Raw genomic sequence first — 20,096 nt, forward strand, 5'->3', positions numbered from 1 at the left:
GATGTGGATCGATAACTTTAAACCGTTTTTTGCAAACGAATACTTGATCAAATTCGTCACCGAGAATTGGGAGCATAAGCAAATGCTGGCACTGCGCCAGGCCGTGTTCTGTGAGGAACAAGGTATCTTCGCCGGCGACGATCTGGACGACATTGACACCATCGCGACGCCCATCGTCGCCATCGCCTGCGTCGCCGGATTGCCAGATCGCGTAGTCGGCACCGTGCGCATCCATCAGGAAAAACCGGGCATTTGGTGGGGCTCACGATTGGCGGTGGATCAAAATTATCGCAAACAAGGCAGTCTCGGGGCGGCGCTGATCAAACTGGCAGTAACCTCTGCTCACGCCAAGGGCTGCAACACCTTTCTGGCGCAGGTGCAAAGCCGTAACCAATTGCTGTTCCGCCGGCTGCACTGGAAATCCTTGCAGGAAATCTCGGTGCATGGTCGGCCGCATCATCTGATGCAAGCTGACTTAGCTTGGTACCCGCCTTATGCAGACGGTGCTATCGGTTTTGTTACTACTAATCGGATTGCTGCATGACTTGGTTGACTGACTTGACGCTCAGAATCCGCCAAGGCTTAGGACTGGCGCACAAGCGTGATATTTCCTACGTGATGAAGCAATTGCCTCAGGTTCCCCACTGGCATTCCGGCGCTGAGATTGCAGTAGGCGATGACTGCGCCGCCATCCCGGATGGTGACGGCTATCTATTGCTTGCCTCCGAGGGCTACCTGAACGACTTTGTCGCCAGCCAACCCTGGTTTGCCGGGTATTGCGGAGTGATGGTCAACGTCAGCGATATTTATGCAATGGGCGGTCGGCCAATCGCAGTAGTCGATGCAATCTGGAGCGACGGTGAAAACCAAGCCAAACCGATTCTGGAAGGTCTGGCGACCGCTTCGCAAGTATATGGCGTGCCGGTGGTCGGCGGCCATACCAATTTAAGAAACGACGCCCCGCAATTGTCGGTAGCCATCCTGGGTCGAGCCAAACGGCTGCTGAGCAGCTTTGCCGCAAAACCCGAACAGAATCTTTTGGCGGCCATCGATTTGCGCGGCCATTTCCGCGAGCCGTATCTATGGTGGGATGCCAGCACTGGCGCACCACTTGAACGCTTGCGCCAGGATTTAGAGCTATTACCAACACTGGCCGAAACAGATCTATGCGTATCGGCCAAGGATATTAGTAATGCTGGTGTGATCGGTACGCTGTTGATGTTGCTGGAGTGTTCCGGTTTGGGCGGCGTGATTGACATCAACGCCATACCCCGTCCCACCGATATTGATTTGGAAAGATGGTTGCGCTGCTTTCCCAGCTACGGCTTCGTGCTGAGTGTAGACGAGGTTGACAGCGAAGCCGTAATCGAACGGTTTAATCAGCGCGGTATCGCTTGCGCGGCAATCGGTAGGACTGATGACAGCGGTCAGTTACGGCTCAAAGCAGACGACGAAGAACAGCTGCTCTGGGATTTAAACACCGAACCCTTGATTGGCTGCGGCCCTAAATAGAAGGACTCGTCATGCAAAGATTACGAATTGCCATGCCGGCCCATTCCGTTAACCCACGCGGTGGTGTCGTACACGCCATGCAATTGGCAGAGGCGGCCATCGATACTTTCCCCAAGGATCGACTTCCAACTATCGCCCAGCGCTTAAGTGAGGAATTTTCCTGGGCGCAGTCGGCCAACAACCATCTCGACATTTACCGTTCACTCATCAACGCCAAAGGAACTCAATATGCCTGAAATGCGCTTCCGCATCCGCTGGCCGGACCGAACCGAAAGCCTGTGTTATTCGCCGTCACTGGTCATTAAGGATTATTTCCAACCCGGTCACAGTTATCCCTTGCACGAATTCGTCAAGCTCAGCCGCGACGCGCTGGAAATAGCCAGCGAGCGGGTGCGGCAGAAATACGGCTACACCTGCTCCAGCGCGATGAGCCAACTGGCGGAAATCGAAGCCAAGGCCAGCCAATTTTTGGAAAGCAACAATCCTCAGGTAACGGTGACCGAGTTCATCGAATAAGCCAAGACAACGCAGCCACTCAACTCAAACAGCAAAGCCAATAAGAGGACGTCATGAAAGAAAAATCAGAAAACACCCGCCTGCACTATGACACGATTATCGTCGGCGGCGGCCAGGCGGGCTTATCCGTCAGTTATAACCTGCAAAAACACGACATTAACCACATCATCTTCGAAAAAAACCGCATCGGCCACGCCTGGCGCAACGACCGTTGGGACAGCTTTTGTTTGGTCACCCCTAACTGGCAATGCCAACTGCCGGACTTTCCTTATCAGGGCAACGATCCGCAAGGCTTCATGCTGAAAGATGAAATCGTCGAATATGTCGAAGCTTTTGCGAAAAAAGTGAATCCACCCATCATGGAAGGCGTTGCGGTGAATCGCGTCTGGCGTGGCGAGCACGGCCAATTGAATGTCAACACCTCGGCTGGCGAGTTTTCCGCAGACCATTTGGTAGTAGCAACCGGCGGCTACGATATTCCTATTGTGCCCGACTATGCCCACAGCCTGCCCAAGCACATCACACAGATTCATTCTGTCAATTACCGAAATCCCGATCAACTGCCCGACGGTGAAGTGCTAGTGGTCGGCACCGGCCAATCCGGCGTGCAGCTGATGGAGGACCTGCATCTGGCCGGCCGTAAGGTGCATCTTGCGGTTGGTAGCGCACCGCGTTCGCCGCGTATGTATCGAGGCCGCGAGGCCACAGAATGGCTATTCGATCTGGGCTTTTACAAATTGACCGTCGACCGCCATCCTTTGGGCGATGAAGCCAAACACAAAACCAATCATTATCTGACCGGGCGTGGCGGTGGTCACGAAATCGATTTGCGCCAGTTTGCCTTGGAAGGCGTCAAACTTTACGGCAGCATGGCCAACATCGACGGCGACAAATTGGAGTTCTTGCCCGATTTGACCAAAAATCTGGACGACGCCGACGAAATTTACGTCAAAATTCGCAATGATATCGACCGCTACATCACCGAAAACAATATCGACGCACCGGTCGAGCCGCCGTTCCGCAAAGTTTGGGAACCCGAGTTCGATCCCACCAGCATTGACGCCAACGCCGAAAACATCACAAGCATCATCTGGGCAATTGGTTTTAGACCGAACTACCGCTGGATAGAACTGCCGGCCTTCGATGGTCGCGGCTTCCCACAATTTGATCGTGGTATCACCAACGTGGAAGGCCTGTATTTTATTGGTTTGCCCTGGTTGCATACCTGGGGTTCTGGACGGTTCTTGGGGATTGCTGACGATGCACAGCATTTAGCAGAAGTGATTCAGCGCAAATTGGCGGTTAAGGAGGTAGCTTATGAGGTTTAATCGTTGAAGTCAGGCAAAACCCTAAAGGCCGAATACTCAGCGTATTCGGCCTAGCATTGGAAGTCATGCAATGAACATCTTATCCACTGGGATGTATCAAAACTGCTGAAGCTATCGGCGTGGGAAGGCAAGCGCATGGCTTTATAATGGCGATCATCAAAATCGAGTTTTCTGATCGAACCCAAACGAGCTAATGCTCCGCGCAAACGCAAGGATTAACGTGGATAAATACATGAAACACTTATACGAAACCGTCGCGGATACGGTGATTGCGCATATCGAACAGGGTGTTTACAAACCCGGCGAAAAACTGCCGGGTGTTAGAAAGCTGAGTCAACAATTGAGTATCAGTATCTCTACCGCACTGGAAGCCTATCGCATGTTGGAAGACAGCGGCAGGATTCAGGCTCGCTTGCGCTCCGGTTACTATGTCAGCGGCTTTCGCCGGCAGGCGATCGTTGAGCCGGAAATCTCCGATGCGCCGGTCACGCCCGCCAAAGTCACCGGCCAATCGCTGACCCGGCAAATCCTCCGCGCTGCCAAAGACCCGTATCAGATCAACCTGGGCTCGTCGGTGCCGCATGCCGATTTCTTACCCACTCATGCACTGCAACAAGCTACCGGCAAGGTGGCGCGCACCTTTGGTAAACGCTGTTTCGATGCCGACGAGTTGCTAGGCAATCAGGAACTGCGCCGTCAAATCGCCAAGCGTATGGTGGAATTGCAATGTGCCGACAGCCCTGACGACATCGTCGTCACCCACGGCGCGCGTGAGACGGTAAAGCTGGCGTTAATGGCCGTTTGCGAACCTGGCGACTTGATTGCCATTGAGTCGCCAACCTTTTACGGTTTGTTGCAAGTCATCGAATCCTGCGGCATGGAGGCCTTGGAAATCCCCACGCATCCGCGCGACGGATTGTCGCTGGATGCCTTGCAAATGGCCATTGAGCAATGGCCGATCAAAGCCTGTTTGATCGTTTCCAATTACAACAACCCGCTTGGTTCCTGTATGAGCGATCAGCGCAAGCAGGCTTTGGTAGCCTTACTGGAAAAACATGAGATCCCATTGGTCGAGGATGATGTCTACGGCGACCTGGGCTTTGGCTTGCGCCGACCTTCGGTCTGCAAAGCCTGGAGCCGGAACGGCCAGGTATTATATTGCAATTCTTTCGCCAAGACCTTGTCGCCGGGCATCCGTGTCGGTTGGCTGGTGCCGGGCCGCTACAAGGAGAAAGTCGAAAACCTGAAATACATGATGCATCAGGCCGTACCAACCCTGAACCAACTGATAGTAGCGCACATGCTGGAACAAGGTGGTTACGACCGCTATCTACGGCATGTACGCCAAGAATATGCCCACAACGTGGCATTAACCGTGAAGGCCGTTAGCCTGTTGTTCCCCGAAGGCACCCGCGTCACTCAACCGGAGGGCGGCTTTGCATTGTGGGTGGAACTGCCAACTGGCGTTGATGCGATGGAATTGCACCGCCGCGCCAGCCAGGAAAACATCATCATCGCCCCCGGCCCTTTGTTTTCGGCCACGCAAAAGAAATATGGCAACTTCATCCGTTTGAGTTGCGCGGTGCCGTGGAATGACAGGATAGAAAAAGCGTTGAAGAAGCTGGGGGATATTGCCGGGGATTTGCTGGAAGAAAGTCGCCAAAGGGATGTATTAAAACATAGCCTAACTGTCGCTAGAGTTAGCAAAACTGGACGATAAGGTTTCAAATATTTCCATGCGTAAATCGATCAAGCGATGCAGATGTTGTGCGCGCGGTTGCCTAATCGGCACGATCCACTCTTTAACGATACGGCCGGCGGTGCCACCCATCAGGACCATAGGGTGCGCTGAGCATAAGCGAAGCGCACATGTGCGCCTCACGTTGTTCGGCACATCCTGCATGACTTGCCTTAAATTAACGGCTTTGTCTCAGGGTAGGGACTAATCTTTATTGCTTGGTCTCATACTTTATTGTTCGCACAATCGCAGTGGTTCTTCATAATAGAGAGGTGGCTCTGGCGATAAACGCCACTCTATGCCATGAGCCTCTAGTAGCGCGATTAAACGCGCATTTTCTGTACGCAGTTCGACCAAAGAATCAAACTTAGTCGTCGATCCCATATTCGGACAGCAGCCTGCTCATATCATCACCCACACCCCAGCCGATATTCTGACCCTGTGCGCAGACTTGCTCAAGCCGCTCGATAAACGACTGGCATTTCGTCTCTGGTAGAACCATCACATATTTCAATGCTTGCTCGAACATTCGCACCACGGCATCGAAATAACCTTCGTCGTCCATGCCGCAATAACCTAAAAAGACAAAAACTTCCTCGCAATAAAATACTGCCAGTTCAGCCAGCCCTTCAGGCTGCCCCACCGCCTTTTTGTAATCGGTGATTGCCTTTTTGGCCTTGGCTACAGAGATGGTTTGATTGCTGCGCATCACATCAGGGCATATCCAGCGGGAGATGGCCGTCTTATAAGGTTTGAGTACATCATCCCCAAGTCCAAAGCGGGCATGCAGAAAGGTTTGATTGTCCTTGCTAACGGCATACAAGTCATGAACTAAACCGAGCAACCCCACTCGGTCAAAGTCTGACAATTTAGATTTGATGTCGCTCCAGGAAGGCTTGGCTTTTTTGTCTATCTTGTTCATTTTAGAGGGGGGGATAGCATCAGTAGATCATACGCCATGATCAAGCTGTATTATTTTACCGGATCATTTGCATGGCGTGTGGGCCTTGGCGCCCGGTGGTACCGATTTCAGTACTCGATGGCGTTTAATTAAAAGTGGATTTTTCGAGCACTTCCCAAAACCGAACGCCGGTCTAAAGTACGTACAGCGGCAGGAGAGCGTGGGATATGGCAAAGCTTCCGCTCACGCGCCTTGCCTGCATCCCTGTAGGTAACGGCATTATTGGGAACATTTTATCCGCGATGATTCTGATGATGAACATCATGTGGATTACATACATGTGAACCCTCTGAAGCAGCCATGTCAATCGTGTGACTAGCCATATTCCACCTTTATCGATAGGTGGCGAAGGGTCTTTATCCACTCGATTGGGCGATGTTAATTCTTCGGTTGCTGGCGATGAATAACATGCGTCCGATTACGCTACGCTAATCGGACGTGCTGGAAAAATTGGGTTTCCATTCATAACGCGATCATCATAATGCCGGCCTTACGATCCGCCTTTGCGAATCGCTAACTTTTCAACATTAGACATCCTCTGGAAGCTTCGAACGCATCATTTCCCGTCGATCCAACTTTTCTCCATCCACTACAAAGGTGCCATCCCCGATCGCATGAATGGTTCGCTTCTCTTCTCGTTCATCATCAAAGTACGCTTCGACACCTTCTAAAACAATGATGTTGTGCTTTTCGACGATATCAATCACTTTACATTCAATATTTGCCAGGCATTCCTGGATCAAAGGAGCCCCGACATGCTTTCCATTCAGAGGGGTAAGTCCAAACTTTTCAAATTTGTCCGTATCGACACCAGAACACGTTCCAACCCCAACAATTTGATCAAGGAGATCTACCGTTGGTATAGCGATGATGCATTCTTTGGAGTTCCGAAGCGCGTTATAGGAATAATTCCAAGACCCCGTCGTTATCGCAAATCTCGGCGAAAAATCCATGACCATAGTCCAGGAGATGGTCATGATGTTATTTTTCTCTCCATCATTTGTTGTAATCAAAACAACTGGGCCTGGTTCGATCAGCGTGAACGCTTTGCTAATTGGCATTGTCTTCATTGCCGTACTCCTCATCCTGTTTGCAAAAAAAGGTATTGGGCAGTTTACCCCATTTTTAATGCCTGCTTTAGATGGGAGAATCGTAAAATACCAGTAGACTTATTGCGCTATCGCGCGGGCGCAACGTCATTTTTTACCACCTTCATCCTGACAGGAACAATCCCTGTCTTCAACCTTTGGTCCGGCCTATGCTCAAAATCTACAAACGAACCATCCATATCCGTGCATCGGAAAATCCTCAGCAGCGACTTGAATATCAGGTTGAAAAAAATTACCATTCCAGTATTTCCAACATCCTGGCAAGTCCGGCAATGATTGCCGGTGCAGTCGTGGGCACGCTGGTCTTTTCCGTGTTTTTTGCCGTTTTGCTGATTCCGCTGGGAATTGTTGGATTCAAAGCATGGCGTATGCTGAAAACTGCGCAGAAACAAACCAGTCGCGGAACAGAGGGCGAAAGCATTACCGCCGAATACACAGTGCTTTCTGATAACGAAAAGCCATAACCATACCGCCTAAATTTAATCCACAGAAACTGTGGATAAGTCTGTGTCAATCCCATGACAAGTAACAGTAAGTCATTGTCTGAATTGGTGCCAGGTTAGATTGGTTAATTTCGAGACACCCTCATGAATTCCAAAGACTTACAAAAGTTAGTTACATTTGCCATGTCTTATGGCAAATACAAAGGACGAGTCATCGCTGATTTGCCTGGCCATTACCTTAATTGGTTTGCGCGAGAAGGATTTCCTAATGGTGAATTAGGCCGGTTATTGGCCTTGATGCAAGAGATAGATCACAACGGACTGAAACCACTGCTCGATCCTCTAAGAAAGTGAACTATTAGCGCAATCAGCAAAATCTCCACAAACTCTCTATTCGATCTTACCCCCATTAAAGCCATGACCAGGTGGTAGAAAACGGCCAGGAGCCGACTGTCAAAATTGCCAACTGTATGGCTGGTCAATTTTGGAAAGTGGTCCTTCATAATGTTACGTTCTGCCGCACGCATTATTGAAACGCCTTAAAGAAAGCGCGCGTCGGCAAGAAGCGCTTGGTTACGCGGCCTTATGCATCCGCAGCCGGCTTTTCGTGCGAGGCGGCGAGAGCTTCCGGCACGAGGAGACCGAGCAAAGGGCCGGTCATCAGAGTCGTGACGAGCGCCATGAGGACCATCATCGTGAATATCGCTGGAGTAATGATGCCCAGATCGTAGCCGATATTGAGAGCGACGAGTTCGACGAGTCCTCGGGTATTCATCAGCGCCCCGATCGCGAGTGATTCGCGCCACGTTGAGCCCGACCAGCGCGCCGCTCCGGCGCTGCCCACGAACTTCCCGGTGATCGCCACAAGGATGATGACTGCGCAGAGAATCCACGATGCCCAATCGTTGAGCAGGTTGATTTGGGTCCGAAGGCCGCTGAGAGCGAAGAATAGGGGCAGCAGAATGATCGTACTGAAGTTCTCGAGGCGGACCGCGAGAGCCTCACGGAAGGCCGTTTTTTTGGGAATGACGATGCCCGCCAGAAAGGCTCCGAAGAGCGCGTGGATCCCGATGGCCTCCGTCATAAAAGCGGAGAAAAATACCGTGAACAAGACGGCCGCGATAGCCCCCTTTTCGCGAGCGTTCTCGGTGGCGCGGACCTCTATCAAACGTTCCAGGAAGGGCCGGGCCACAAAGAGCATCGCCGCGATATGCAGGCCGCAGAGCGCGGTCACGATCAGGGAGTTGGCGATTGTACCCTCCCGGGAGATCGCTGCTACCACGGCCAGCGCGCACCAGGCGGTCAAATCATCGACCGCTGCGCAGGTGAGCGCGACGGTCCCTAGAGGGGATCGGCTCAAACCTCGCTCGTGGAGCATTCTGGCCAGAACGGGGAACGCCGTGATGCTCATCGCGATGCCCATGAAAAGGCAGAATGGAGTGAAAGGCACCCCGACAGGCGCATAGCCTTTATAAAGGACAAGCGAGAGCAGCGAGCCAAGCAGGAAGGGCAAGATGATGCTCGCGTGAGATATCAGCACGGCTGAACGGACTTTTTTTGTCAGGACTTCGGTATCTAGCTCCATTCCGACGACGAACATGAAGACGATCAATCCGATCTGGCTCAATAGGCCCAGATTCACCAGGGAAGTCGCGGGGAACAGCAAGGCACCGGCGGCAGGCCAGAGCAAGCCCAGTACGGAGGGCCCCAGGAGTATCCCGCCGATGACTTCGCCGATCACCTCGGGCTGGCCGAATTTCCGCATGACTGTTGCGCAGCAGCGGGTGAAGGCGATAATGACCAAAATCTGAAGCAGCAAAACACCGAGCGGGCTGCGCAGATTCCTATAAAGCTCTGCACTCAAGCTGCTTGGAACTGCGGCCGCAACGGTCGTTGGAGTGGGAAGGCTCGGCTGTATAGCCGAGCCAACTAAGAGTATCAGCCACAGCGCCGCCCCGAAGAGGACCAAGCAAAGAGGATAAATGGCGAACCGGCTATCAAGGCGTTTAATTTCTCGATTCATATTCTTCTTTACACATTGGACCGTATAACAAGTCGTATATGGTTTCGGTCTATCATCCCTGATTGCCACTTTCTAGGCAATAAATTCTGGCCAGCAGTCGGCTATGTGGCGGCAAGCAGCCAAACATACGACTAACCGCCAGAGGCCGTTAAGGGTCGCTATGTTGAGCTTAACATAGCGACCCCTATGTGTAGTTGCAAACTATGTGTAGCTTGTTGATCTTTATTGCCTGAGAGATTGAGCGCGACTGGGTTTGAGCCGAGATGCTTTATCCGTAGCTTGACATAGTTTTGCCGAAGTCCTGAAGTGAAAACTCATTCACCTCAGGAGATTGCCATGTATTCTGATCACCATACCAGCAGTTGGCTGCTTGAAAGCCAATTAGCTCCTTTCGTTGATGCTTTTATGCTGCGCTTGTTCGACTGCCGCTATGCATTCAATACCATTAATAATTACCTTGCCGGACTGACCCATTTTGCTCACTGGCTTACCGAGAGCCATATTGATGTCAAAACCATCGACGAAAGGCTAATCCAGCGTTTTCTGGATGATCATCTGCCGAACTGCTGCTGCGAGAAACCGGCATTCTCTGATGCCAAGGATTTACATGCGGCACTGGGCCATTTACTGAGAGTTCTGCGGGTCAACGCCATCATCGCCGATTCATCGATAGGCCAAACGCCCGTAGACGAGGAGCTTCGACGATTCGATGACCACATGAGCCATGTGCGTGGACTCGCTGCCAGAACACGTAAACAGTATCTTGCTGTCGTTCGCTGCCTGCTATTAGCGCAGTTTGCTGATCGAGAGGTCGTGATTGCTGCGATCAAAGCAAACCAGATTCGCCAGTTCATAGCCAGCCAAAGCTCGCAATGTCGTGTGGCGTCCAGTATCGGCGCATCGGTTTCGGCATTACGCAGTTATTTTCGCTATCGCGCTACCCTGGGCGATGCAGTCCATCATTTAATAGGTGCCACCAGTTTTCCGGCCAACTGGCAACAAGCTTCGCTACCGAAAACCCTGACCAAGCACGAAGTTGAACGCTTATTAGGTGCGCTTGCGCAGGATGGCCCGGCGGCGCTCCGAACGGCGGCCATCGTGCATTGCGCATTGGACCTTGGCTTACGCAGTAGCGAGGTCGCTTACCTTGGACTGGATGACATCGATTGGTCTGCGGCGACAATTACACTACGTGGCACCAAGGGTCGACGTGAAGCTATCATGCCCTTACCAGCAGCCACCGGTCAAGCGATTGCCGATTACCTGAAGTATGAACGACCACCCACCAGCAATCGTGCGGTGTTCGTGCGTAACGTGGCGCCACGCGATCAGCCTGTCGGCCCTGATCTGATCCGAAAATCGATCCGTCAGGCTTATGCGCGTGCGGGTTTACCCTATACGCGGTCGCATCTTCTGCGGCATACCATGGCTAGCAGACTCCTGGAGAGTGGTAGTTCCCTCAAAGAAGTCGCGGATGTCTTACGGCATCGGTCACTTAATACCACGCTGGTTTACGCCAAACTCGACAGCCAGAACCTGGCGGCAGTCGCTTTGCCTTGGCCTGGGAGTGCGTCATGAATGCCCCTATCACGATGGCCACCCATGCCGAAAATTACTTGCATGAACGGCGGCGACTAGGCTTTGGCTTGCGCTCGCCTGGCTACTCGATTATCAGTTTTGCTCATTATATTGATGCCTTGAACACCCAAGAACCGCTAACCGTCGAGATGATGGCAGATTGGGCACGACAAGACCAGGGACATAGCGCTGATCCTACCACCTGGGCGAGGCGGTTGAAGCATCTGCGCTCGTTTTGCCGTTACCTGCGACAATTTGAGCCGCGCACCGAGGTGCCCGACGACAGTCTCTTTGGCCGAGTCGGCCAGCGATTAGCGCCGCACATTTATAGCGGGCAGGAGATTATCGACTTGCTGAATGCCGCGCATAACCTGGATTCCTTTATTCCAGGGCTTAGGGGTGCCACTTACGAGACGTTGTTCGGGTTACTCGCGTCCACGGGTCTGCGAATTTCCGAAGCCTTGCATTTACTGGATTCGAATGTCGATCTAAAGGCTGGCATACTCACCATACGGCAAACCAAATTTGCCAAATCACGCTATGTACCGCTCCATCCCAGCACGGTGGATGCATTAAGGCAATACCAATCACTACGAAATCGTCATATCGAGGTGTCCGATGAGACACGATTTTTTGTGGGCGATCGTGGCCGACGGCTAGGACAACCGCTCAGTCAAAGGCAAGTTCATCGCGTATTCATCGCTATACGCAATCACTTGGGCTGGATTAATCGGGGTGCTCACAATGGCCCGCGCATTCACGACTTGCGACATACGTTTATAGTCCGCCGTATACTGCTGTGGCAAACCCAAGGCACGAATGTCGACCAACAGATGCTGGCATTATCTACCTATGTCGGGCATGCCATGGTCACCAATACGTACTGGTATCTCACTGGCATTCCTGAGCTCATGGCCGGGGCGGCCAATCGGTTTGAAGCCTTTGCGCAGCTACCGGAGACAGGCCATGACTAAAACAACAGCACCCCATCCAGTCTCCTTCTCGGCTTTGGTCCAGCAGTTTTTTACCGAATATCTGGTCAATCAACGTGCCATGAGTCCGCGCACGATTGCCTCGTATCGGGATGCCATGTTGCTATTCCTGGATTTCACCCGCCATCACCTGGGTAAAATGCCGACGGCGCTGAATTTAGCGGATATAACGCCGGATTTGATCCTGGCCTTCTTGGACCATTTAGAGCAGCATCGCCACAACGCAGTGCGTAGCCGGAACTTGAGGCTGACCGCCTTACGTGCATTTTTGAAATTCGCCGCCCGACGCGATGTATCGTCATTTTTTGTCATCGAACAGGCGTTGGGTATCCCCATGAAGCGGTTCGAACGCCCCATGTTGGGTTTTCTGAGCCGCGAGGAGATGTTAGCAATCTTGGGCCAACCCGGTGAAACCTGGACATCCCAGCGTGACCATCTGTTGCTGACCCTACTTTACAACACCGGTGCTCGCGTTTCTGAAATCATTGGCGTCAAGGTCGGTGATATCGTCATGGGTGAATCGGCTTGTGTCCATCTGCGCGGCAAGGGCCGTAAGCAGCGTTCAACACCTTTATGGAAAAGCACGATCCAGGAAATTCGAGCTTGGTTAAAGCACAACCCAACGTTAAGCGTTGATTCACCACTGTTACCGAATCGAGATGGCCAGTCAATGTCGCGATTTAACGTCACGCAGCGACTCAATCTTGCAGTCGCGCATGCTGCCCAGACGATGAGCAGTCTTTCCAAACGAAAGATATCGCCACACACCATCCGTCATACCACGGCCATGCATCTACTCCAGTCGGGTGTGGCTTTTAACGTGATTGCCCTATGGCTGGGACATGAGAGCACGACCACTACCCATCGGTACGTAGAGGCCGACTTGGCGATGAAGAATAAAGCGCTGGCAAGGCTCCAATCACCGGAAACAAAAAGTTGCCGTTACCATCCTGATGACGATACATTGATGCAGTTTCTTCAGGCGCTGTAATTATGTGTAGTTGAGGTTTGCCCCAAGTGACAGCACTCAAGGGTGGACCTCAACGGTAAAATTGCATATACACATAGTTTGCCACTACACATAGGGGTCGGTTTCTGCCTATCAATATGTAATCAACAATCCTTAAGGCTATATTTACAGAACTTGCGAGACATGTGACCGATAATTTTGGCAGACATTTTAAAAAACTGGCCGATACAAAACCATCAAATCAACAATCGTTCACTTAGGATTTCGTCAAAAACAACTTCCCTAAATGAAAGTGAATTAGCGGATAATAACACGCCATCGACAACGCAAATCCCAACAGGACATGATTGGTTACGAGCCTGCAATAGAAGTCAAAATGCAACGCCTTTTTGCGAGCCTATCCGAGAAAGATAGGCGCCGCTATGCCGGCATAGAAGCCGCCAAGCTGGGGCATGGCGGCATTGATTATATCGCCCGACTATTTGCCCTGGACCCCAAGACCATCCGCCGGGGCCAGTTGGAACTCGACGCGACCGATGACCCGGCAGCGGATCGGGTCCGAAAAAAAAGGTGGGGGCCGGAAAACGGCGCTTGAGCAATCGGCGCAGTTGGAGACTCACTTTCTCGACCTGTTGGCGGACTTCACCGCCGGCGACCCGATGCGCGAAGGCGTCTTGTGGACGAATCTGTCGTGTGGCGAAATCAGTCGGCGCTTGGGCGCGAAAGCGACGCCGGTCAGCCCGAACACGGTGCGCAAACTGTTGAAAAAACACAAATTAGGTCGGCGTAAAGCGCGCAAGAAAAAGGCGTTGGGGGCTCACCCTGACCGCAATGCCCAGTTCGAAAACATCGCCCGGCTCAAAGACGCGTATCTGAGCGCAGGCGATCCGGTGCTCAGCATCGATACCAAAAAGAAAGAACTGCTGGGCGATTTCGCCCGCGACGGTTACACCTACACGCAGGTGCCGGTCGACACCCTGGACCATGATTTTCCTAGCGTCGGCAACGGAAAATTGATCCCGCATGGGCTCTATGATTTAGCGCGGAACGAAGGCACGATACACCTCAACACCAGCCACGATACCAGCGAATTGTGCTGTGCCAGCATTGCCCAATGGTGGCAACGGCACGGCAACCGGCACTATCCCGAAGCGCGCAGGTTGCTCATCCTCTGCGATGGCGGCGGCAGTAATGCTGCCAATCGCCATGTGTTCAAGGAAGCGTTGCAGGCGCTGGCGACCCAATTGGGGCTGGAAATTCGCATTGCGCATTATCCGCCGTATTGCTCAAAACATAATCCGATTGAACATCGCCTGTTTCCGCACATCACCCGCGCCTGCCAAGGCATCGTCTTTCATTCGCTCGCCATTGCCAAGCAGTTCATGGAACAGGCAAGAACGTCCACCGGACTGAAGGTCACGGTGGAGGTGTTGGCGGGCGTTTATGAGACCGGGAAAAAATGTGCTACGGATTTCCTCGAAAACATCAGGATCGTTTTTGATAAACATCTTCCTCGTTGGAATTATCGGGCTTTTCCGTAGGAGCGTTTCGGGAAGTTATTTTTGAGCAAATCCTTATCGCTTTATTCCACCGTAACCGACTTCGCGAGATTTCTCGGCTGATCCACGTCGGTGCCTTTCAACACCGCGACATGGTAAGCCAGCAACTGCAACGGAATCGTGAATACGATAGGCGCGACTTCGTTTTCGATTTGGGGGACTTTGATGTATTGCACATTGTTGTCATCCGCCGGTACCAGCGTTTCGTCCATGAACACGATCAACTGGCCGCCGCGGGCGCTGACTTCCTGCATGTTCGACTTCAGCTTTTCGAGCAGGCTGTTGTTCGGCGCGACCGTGATCACCGGCATGTCGGCGTCGATCAGAGCCAGGGGGCCGTGTTTCAATTCGCCGGCCGGGTAGGCTTCGGCATGGATATACGATATTTCCTTCAGCTTCAACGCGCCTTCCATCGCGATCGGATATTGCGACCCCCGGCCGAGGAATAGCGCATGTTCCTTTTCGGCGAATTGCTCAGCCAGTTCCTTCACCTGATCGTCCAGTTCAAGGACTTTTTCGATTTTACCGGGCAAGGCGAACAGTTCGGAAGTGATTTTTTCTTCCAGCGCGTTCGGCAGTTGGAAGCGGCGGCCGATCGCGATCACCAGCATCATCAGCGTCGCCAACTGCGTCGTGAAGGCCTTGGTCGAGGCGACGCCGATTTCCGGGCCGGCTCTTGTCATCAGCGCCAGATCCGATTCCCTAACCAACGAGCTTTCCGGCACGTTGCAGATTGCGATTGAATATTTGGCGCCCTGCGTCTTGGCTTCCTGCAGCGCGGCGAGCGTGTCGGCGGTTTCGCCCGATTGCGAGATCGTAATGACCAGCGTGTCCGGCGCCAGCACCGGATGCCGGTAACGGAATTCGCTGGCGACTTCGATGTTGCAAGGCACGCGCGCGAGCCGCTCGAACCAGTAGCGCGCAACCAATCCTGCGTGATAGCTGGTGCCGCAGGCCAGAATCTGCACCGATTTGACCTGATCGAAAATTTCGCTGGCATTATGACCGAATGAATTTTCCTGCAGCCGGTGATTTACGAAGTGTCCTTCCAACGTTTGCGCAATCGCGAAAGGCTGCTCGTAAATTTCTTTCAGCATGTAATGCCGATAATTGCCTTTATCGACCGCATCGGCCTTCAGCTGGCTTTCCTTGATCGGCCGTTCTACGATGTTGTCTTTGGCATCGTAGATGACCAACTGGTCGATTTGCAACGCGGCAATATCGCCGTCTTCGAGAAAGATGAAGCGCTGGGTGACCGGCAACAAGGCGGCCACATCCGAGGCGATGAAATATTCGCCGATGCCGACGCCTATCACCAACGGACTGCCTTTGCGGCAGGCGACCAAGAGGTTCGGATTGGCGGTGCTGATGATGCCGAGCGCATAGGCGCCTTCAAGCTTTTTGACCGTTTGCTTGACCGCGTTCAACAGGCCGTCCGCCGTATCCAGCACGTGATCGATCTCATGCACGATCACTTCGGTGTCGGTTTCGGAGGTGAATTCGTAGCCGAGCTGCTTTTGTGCCCTACGCAGATCTTCGTGGTTTTCGATGATGCCGTTGTGCACGATCGCGACCCGGTTGCGGCTGACATGCGGATGCGCATTCGCGGTGCTCGGTTTGCCGTGCGTGGCCCAACGCGTATGCGCGATACCGATCGAACCGGACACCGGATCGGCCTTGATCAAATCGTCCAAGCCTTGAACCTTACCGACCTCGCGCTTCCGCCGGATGTTCTTGCCGTCGATCACCGCGAGTCCGGCCGAATCATAGCCGCGGTATTCGAGCCGCCGTAAACCTTCGAGTAAGATCGGAACCACGTTCCGCTCTGCGATGCCACCTACGATGCCGCACATATCAATTCTCCTTCTTCGCGGGCCGTTGCCAGCCGGGTACTGAAATCTGTTTCGCCCTAGACAAGGTCAGCTGATTTTCCGGGCTGTCTCGGGTAATCGTCGAACCGGCGCCGATCGTCGCATTGTTGCCGATCGTGACCGGTGCGATCAATTGCGTGTCGGAGCCGATGAAGGCACCGTCGCCGATTACGGTTTTGAATTTATTCACGCCGTCATAATTGCAGGTGATCGTGCCGGCGCCGATATTGACCTTGCTGCCGATCTCGCTGTCGCCGATATAGCTCAGGTGATTGATCTTGGAGCCGTCGGCGACCGTGGCTTTTTTGATCTCGACGAAATTGCCGATATGCACATTTTGCGCCAGGACCGTTTCGGGGCGCAAGCGCGCAAAAGGTCCGACCCGGCTGCCCTGCCCGATCACCGCATTTTCGATCACGCTGTTGACCAGGATTTCGACATTGTCCTCGATCACCGAGTCCTTGATCTGGCAATTCGCACCGATCTTGACGTTGTTGCCGATCCGGATGTTGCCTTCCAGAATCACATTCACGTCGATTTCGATGTCCTGGCCTAACGCCTCGATTTTGCCCCTGAGGTCGAAACGCGCCGGGTCGTAAAGCGTGACGCCTTGGGTCATCAAGGCTTTGGCCTGTTCGGATTGATACACCCGTTCCAAGTGGCTCAATTGGTTGCGGTCGTTCACGCCAAGCACCTCATCCTCGGTTTCCGGCTGGCTGGTCGCGATAGTCACTTGTTCGGCGACGGCCATTTCGATGATGTCGGTCAGATAATATTCGCCTTGGGCGTTATGGTTCTTCAATTGGCCGAGCCACTTTTTCAGCTGCCCGCCCTGCACCGCCATGATGCCGGTGTTCACTTCGCGGATTTGTTTCTCGGCCTCGCCCGCATCTTTTTCTTCGACGATCCGGGTCACAAGGCCCTGATCGTTGCGGACGATTCTGCCGTAACCTTTCGGATTATCCAGCGTGACGGTCAGCAGAGCTAGCGATTTTTCGCTGACAGCCGTAAGCATTCGTTGCACGGTGCATTGTTTCAATAACGGCACATCGCCATACAAAATCAATACGGCGTCATTATCTTGTATTTGATCGCTGACCTGCTGCACCGCATGGCCGGTGCCGAGTTGCTGTTGTTGCTCGAACCAGCCGGCATCGATGTCCTTCAGCGTGTCGAGCACGCGTTCGGCGCCGTGGCCGTAAACGATCAGAATCCGGTTGTTTTCCAGTGCACGGCTCATGTCATAGACATGGCGGAGCAGCGGTTTTCCGGCGATTTTGTGCAGGACTTTCGGCAGTTCCGAACGCATTCGGGTGCCTTTGCCAGCGGCGAGAATGATGGTGGTCAGATTCATTGCAGTTTTCCTACGCGCATCCTCATCGATGAGCGTTGATCATGAAAATAGGATTAGAGATTGAATTTTGGGGCTACGCCCCTTAATTTTGGCGCAGTCACATTAATTTTTCCATAAATTACTGTACGGCATAGGCTCTCGAAATATCCAAGACGGAATGCTCTCTTTGTGGAGCCATGTGGGAAAAGACGGCCAGTTGAAAAATAAAAAAGCCCGATAACGGCATTCGTCGCTATCGGGCTTCTTGTATTCGCGTCAATCGCAGATTACGCGCTTAGCCTAGCCGCCGCGCTTTCTGAGTCTGTCCAGAGTGCGAAGCTGCATGATCGCCTGCGCGAGCTGCGCCTGCGCGGTCGCATAGTCGATCTTGCCGGACTTGTCGGCCAGTGCTTCCTCGGCTCTGGCTTTGGCCTGCAAGGCCGCCGCTTCGTCGATATCCTTCGCGCGGATCGCGGTATCGGCCAGGACCGTAACCAGATGCGGCTGCACTTCCAGGATTCCGCCCGAAATATAGTACGGGAGGCTTTCCTTGTCGCTGATCTTGACTCTGACCTCGCCGGGGTTCAGCCTGGTGATCATCGGCGCGTGCTGCGGCGAGATGCCGACCTCGCCCATTTCGGCCGGTGCGAACACCATTTCCGCCGAGCCGGAGAAGATTTCTTTTTCGGCGCTGACGATATCTACATGTACGGTCATGACCATGATATTTCCTGTAAAAAATTAACCTTTCAGGCTTTTCGCTTTTTCGAGCGCTTCGTCGATCGTGCCGACCATGTAGAACGCCTGTTCAGGAATCGAGTCGTATTCGCCGTCGATGATGCCCTTGAAGCCGGCGATCGTGTCTTTCAACGAAACGTACTTGCCTGGGGAACCGGTGAATACTTCCGCGACGAAGAACGGCTGTGACAGGAAACGCTGAATCTTACGCGCCCGGGCCACGGTCAGCTTGTCTTCTTCCGACAATTCGTCCATACCCAGAATCGCGATGATGTCGCGCAGTTCCTTGTAGCGTTGCAGGATGCTTTGCACCTTACGCGCCACAGTGTAGTGTTCCTGACCGATCACCAATGGGTCCAGCTGACGGCTGGTCGAATCGAGCGGATCGATCGCAGGGTAGATACCCAGTTCGGCGATTTGACGAGACAATACGACCGTCGCGTCCAAATGCGCGAAAGTCGTAGCCGGAGACGGGTCGGTCAAGTCGTCCGCGGGCACGTAAACGGCCTGGATCGAGGTAATCGAACCAGTCTTGGTCGAAGTGATCCGTTCCTGCAACACGCCCATTTCTTCCGCCAGGGTCGGCTGATAACCTACCGCGGACGGCATCCGGCCGAGCAACGCCGAGACTTCGGTACCCGCCAGGGTGTAACGGTAGATGTTGTCGACGAAGAACAAGACGTCACGGCCTTCGTCACGGAAATATTCCGCCATCGTCAAACCGGTCAACGCGACGCGCAGACGGTTTCCGGGCGGCTCGTTCATTTGACCGTAAACCATCGCAACTTTGGATTGTGTCAGGTCTTCCGCATTGATGACGCCGGCTTCCTGCATTTCGTGGTAGAAATCGTTACCTTCACGAGTCCGCTCGCCCACGCCTGCAAATACCGACAAGCCGGAATGCGCGGTCGCAATGTTGTTGATCAACTCCATCATGTTGACGGTCTTGCCGACGCCGGCGCCGCCGAACAAGCCGACCTTACCGCCTTTCGAGAACGGGCAGATCAGGTCGATGACCTTGATGCCGGTTTCCAGCAATTCGTTTCCGGCAGCTTGTTCTGCATAGCTTGGCGCTTCGCGGTGAATGCCCCAGGATGTCTTTTCGCCGATCGGACCTCTTTCGTCGATCGGTTGACCGAGCACGTTCATGATCCGGCCCAGAGTCTCCAAACCGACCGGCACCGAAATCGGCGCTTTGGTATTAGTGACGGCCATACCGCGGCTCAAGCCGTCGGTGCTGCCCATCGCAATCGTTCTGGCCACGCCGTCGCCCAATTGCTGCTGTACTTCCAGCACCAGATCGGCGCCTTGCACATTCAATGCATCATAAACTTTGGGCAGTTCTTCGCGTGAAAATTCCACGTCGACGACCGCGCCGATAATTTGTACGATTTTACCCGAACTCATTGAGTTTTCCTCTTATTT

At 53.2% G+C, this 20,096-nt stretch carries 20 protein-coding genes; 13 read left to right on the top strand and 7 right to left on the bottom strand.

The window, feature by feature from the left end; translation table 11 throughout:
- Nucleotide 1 precedes the first annotated feature (1 nt).
- The 6 genes from METLA_RS0112570 to METLA_RS0112595 all read left to right on the top strand — a co-directional run bounded on the left by METLA_RS0112570 (nucleotide 2) and on the right by METLA_RS0112595 (nucleotide 5,076).
- Nucleotides 2-544 carry an MSMEG_0567/Sll0786 family nitrogen starvation N-acetyltransferase gene (locus METLA_RS0112570; protein WP_024298883.1) on the top strand — a complete coding sequence of 181 codons (543 nt, stop codon included), beginning with the start codon at nucleotides 2-4 and terminating at the stop codon, nucleotides 542-544.
- The gene (locus METLA_RS0112575) at nucleotides 541-1,512 is read left to right on the top strand and encodes a sll0787 family AIR synthase-like protein (RefSeq protein ID WP_029646639.1); all 972 of its coding nucleotides are present in this window, start codon (nucleotides 541-543) and stop codon (nucleotides 1,510-1,512) included. The genes METLA_RS0112570 and METLA_RS0112575 overlap by 4 nt, the downstream gene beginning before the upstream one ends.
- Nucleotides 1,513-1,523: 11 nt before the next feature.
- On the top strand, nucleotides 1,524-1,748 hold the full coding sequence (locus METLA_RS23245; RefSeq protein WP_024298885.1) for a hypothetical protein: 225 nt from the start codon (nucleotides 1,524-1,526) through the stop codon (nucleotides 1,746-1,748).
- Complete coding sequence (locus METLA_RS0112585) at nucleotides 1,741-2,028, top strand: MSMEG_0570 family nitrogen starvation response protein (RefSeq protein WP_024298886.1); 288 nt, start codon at nucleotides 1,741-1,743, stop codon at nucleotides 2,026-2,028. The genes METLA_RS23245 and METLA_RS0112585 overlap by 8 nt, the downstream gene beginning before the upstream one ends.
- A 53-nt stretch (nucleotides 2,029-2,081) precedes the next feature.
- Nucleotides 2,082-3,356 carry an MSMEG_0569 family flavin-dependent oxidoreductase gene (locus METLA_RS0112590; protein ID WP_024298887.1) on the top strand — a complete coding sequence of 425 codons (1,275 nt, stop codon included), beginning with the start codon at nucleotides 2,082-2,084 and terminating at the stop codon, nucleotides 3,354-3,356.
- A 232-nt stretch (nucleotides 3,357-3,588) separates the two neighbouring features.
- Nucleotides 3,589-5,076: an aminotransferase-like domain-containing protein gene (locus tag METLA_RS0112595; RefSeq protein WP_024298888.1), complete on the top strand. Its 1,488-nt coding sequence runs from the start codon at nucleotides 3,589-3,591 to the stop codon at nucleotides 5,074-5,076.
- A gap of 385 nt (nucleotides 5,077-5,461) precedes the next feature.
- Here METLA_RS0112595 and METLA_RS23250 read toward each other — a convergent pair whose 3' ends face one another.
- Together METLA_RS23250 and METLA_RS0112610 are read right to left on the bottom strand one after the other, a co-directional pair.
- Entirely contained in the window at nucleotides 5,462-6,016 is a 555-nt protein-coding gene (locus METLA_RS23250) for a hypothetical protein (protein ID WP_024298889.1), read from the bottom strand.
- 566 nt (nucleotides 6,017-6,582) lie between these two features.
- On the bottom strand, nucleotides 6,583-7,125 hold the full coding sequence (locus tag METLA_RS0112610) for a flavin reductase family protein (RefSeq protein ID WP_024298890.1): 543 nt from the start codon (nucleotides 7,123-7,125) through the stop codon (nucleotides 6,583-6,585).
- Nucleotides 7,126-7,313: 188 nt separating this feature from the next.
- Here METLA_RS0112610 and METLA_RS0112615 point away from each other — a divergent pair, with 188 nt between their 5' ends.
- Both METLA_RS0112615 and METLA_RS22050 read left to right on the top strand, forming a co-directional pair.
- Complete coding sequence (locus METLA_RS0112615) at nucleotides 7,314-7,628, top strand: hypothetical protein (RefSeq protein ID WP_024298891.1); 315 nt, start codon at nucleotides 7,314-7,316, stop codon at nucleotides 7,626-7,628.
- 123 nt (nucleotides 7,629-7,751) lie between these two features.
- The gene (locus tag METLA_RS22050; protein WP_084480132.1) at nucleotides 7,752-7,961 is read left to right on the top strand and encodes a DUF3820 family protein; all 210 of its coding nucleotides are present in this window, start codon (nucleotides 7,752-7,754) and stop codon (nucleotides 7,959-7,961) included.
- Nucleotides 7,962-8,190: 229 nt separating this feature from the next.
- Here the strand turns inward: METLA_RS22050 and METLA_RS0112625 are convergent, their stop codons facing one another.
- A complete protein-coding gene (locus METLA_RS0112625; protein WP_051459777.1) occupies nucleotides 8,191-9,630 on the bottom strand; it encodes a cation:proton antiporter domain-containing protein in 1,440 nt (479 codons plus the stop codon).
- Nucleotides 9,631-9,966: 336 nt separating this feature from the next.
- Between METLA_RS0112625 and METLA_RS0112630 the strand changes: the two genes are divergently transcribed.
- The 5 genes from METLA_RS0112630 to METLA_RS0112650 all read left to right on the top strand — a co-directional run bounded on the left by METLA_RS0112630 (nucleotide 9,967) and on the right by METLA_RS0112650 (nucleotide 14,711).
- Nucleotides 9,967-11,208, top strand: a complete 1,242-nt coding sequence (locus tag METLA_RS0112630; protein WP_024298894.1) for a site-specific integrase — start codon at nucleotides 9,967-9,969, stop codon at nucleotides 11,206-11,208.
- Nucleotides 11,205-12,182 carry a tyrosine-type recombinase/integrase gene (locus tag METLA_RS0112635; RefSeq protein ID WP_024298170.1) on the top strand — a complete coding sequence of 326 codons (978 nt, stop codon included), beginning with the start codon at nucleotides 11,205-11,207 and terminating at the stop codon, nucleotides 12,180-12,182. Before METLA_RS0112630 ends, METLA_RS0112635 begins: the two co-directional genes overlap by 4 nt.
- Nucleotides 12,175-13,191: a tyrosine-type recombinase/integrase gene (locus METLA_RS0112640; protein WP_024298171.1), complete on the top strand. Its 1,017-nt coding sequence runs from the start codon at nucleotides 12,175-12,177 to the stop codon at nucleotides 13,189-13,191. The genes METLA_RS0112635 and METLA_RS0112640 overlap by 8 nt, the downstream gene beginning before the upstream one ends.
- A 322-nt stretch (nucleotides 13,192-13,513) precedes the next feature.
- A complete protein-coding gene (locus METLA_RS23255; RefSeq protein ID WP_029646383.1) occupies nucleotides 13,514-13,765 on the top strand; it encodes a hypothetical protein in 252 nt (83 codons plus the stop codon).
- Complete coding sequence (locus METLA_RS0112650) at nucleotides 13,707-14,711, top strand: ISAzo13 family transposase (RefSeq protein ID WP_198408442.1); 1,005 nt, start codon at nucleotides 13,707-13,709, stop codon at nucleotides 14,709-14,711. Before METLA_RS23255 ends, METLA_RS0112650 begins: the two co-directional genes overlap by 59 nt.
- 41 nt (nucleotides 14,712-14,752) lie before the next feature.
- On the opposite strand, the gene glmS is transcribed toward METLA_RS0112650, so the two are convergent.
- The 4 genes from glmS to atpD form a co-directional block, all read right to left on the bottom strand.
- Nucleotides 14,753-16,582: a glutamine--fructose-6-phosphate transaminase (isomerizing) gene (gene glmS, locus METLA_RS0112655; protein ID WP_024298895.1), complete on the bottom strand. Its 1,830-nt coding sequence runs from the start codon at nucleotides 16,580-16,582 to the stop codon at nucleotides 14,753-14,755.
- A gap of 1 nt (nucleotide 16,583) precedes the next feature.
- Complete coding sequence (glmU, locus tag METLA_RS0112660; protein WP_024298896.1) at nucleotides 16,584-17,954, bottom strand: bifunctional UDP-N-acetylglucosamine diphosphorylase/glucosamine-1-phosphate N-acetyltransferase GlmU; 1,371 nt, start codon at nucleotides 17,952-17,954, stop codon at nucleotides 16,584-16,586.
- A 279-nt stretch (nucleotides 17,955-18,233) separates the two neighbouring features.
- Entirely contained in the window at nucleotides 18,234-18,656 is a 423-nt protein-coding gene (locus METLA_RS0112665) for a F0F1 ATP synthase subunit epsilon (RefSeq protein ID WP_024298897.1), read from the bottom strand.
- 18 nt (nucleotides 18,657-18,674) lie between these two features.
- The gene (gene atpD / locus METLA_RS0112670; protein ID WP_024298898.1) at nucleotides 18,675-20,078 is read right to left on the bottom strand and encodes a F0F1 ATP synthase subunit beta; all 1,404 of its coding nucleotides are present in this window, start codon (nucleotides 20,076-20,078) and stop codon (nucleotides 18,675-18,677) included.
- Nucleotides 20,079-20,096 lie beyond the last annotated feature (18 nt).

Origin of the sequence: Methylomicrobium lacus LW14, from assembly GCF_000527095.1 — a bacterium.
GTDB lineage: Bacteria > Pseudomonadota > Gammaproteobacteria > Methylococcales > Methylomonadaceae > Methylomicrobium > Methylomicrobium lacus.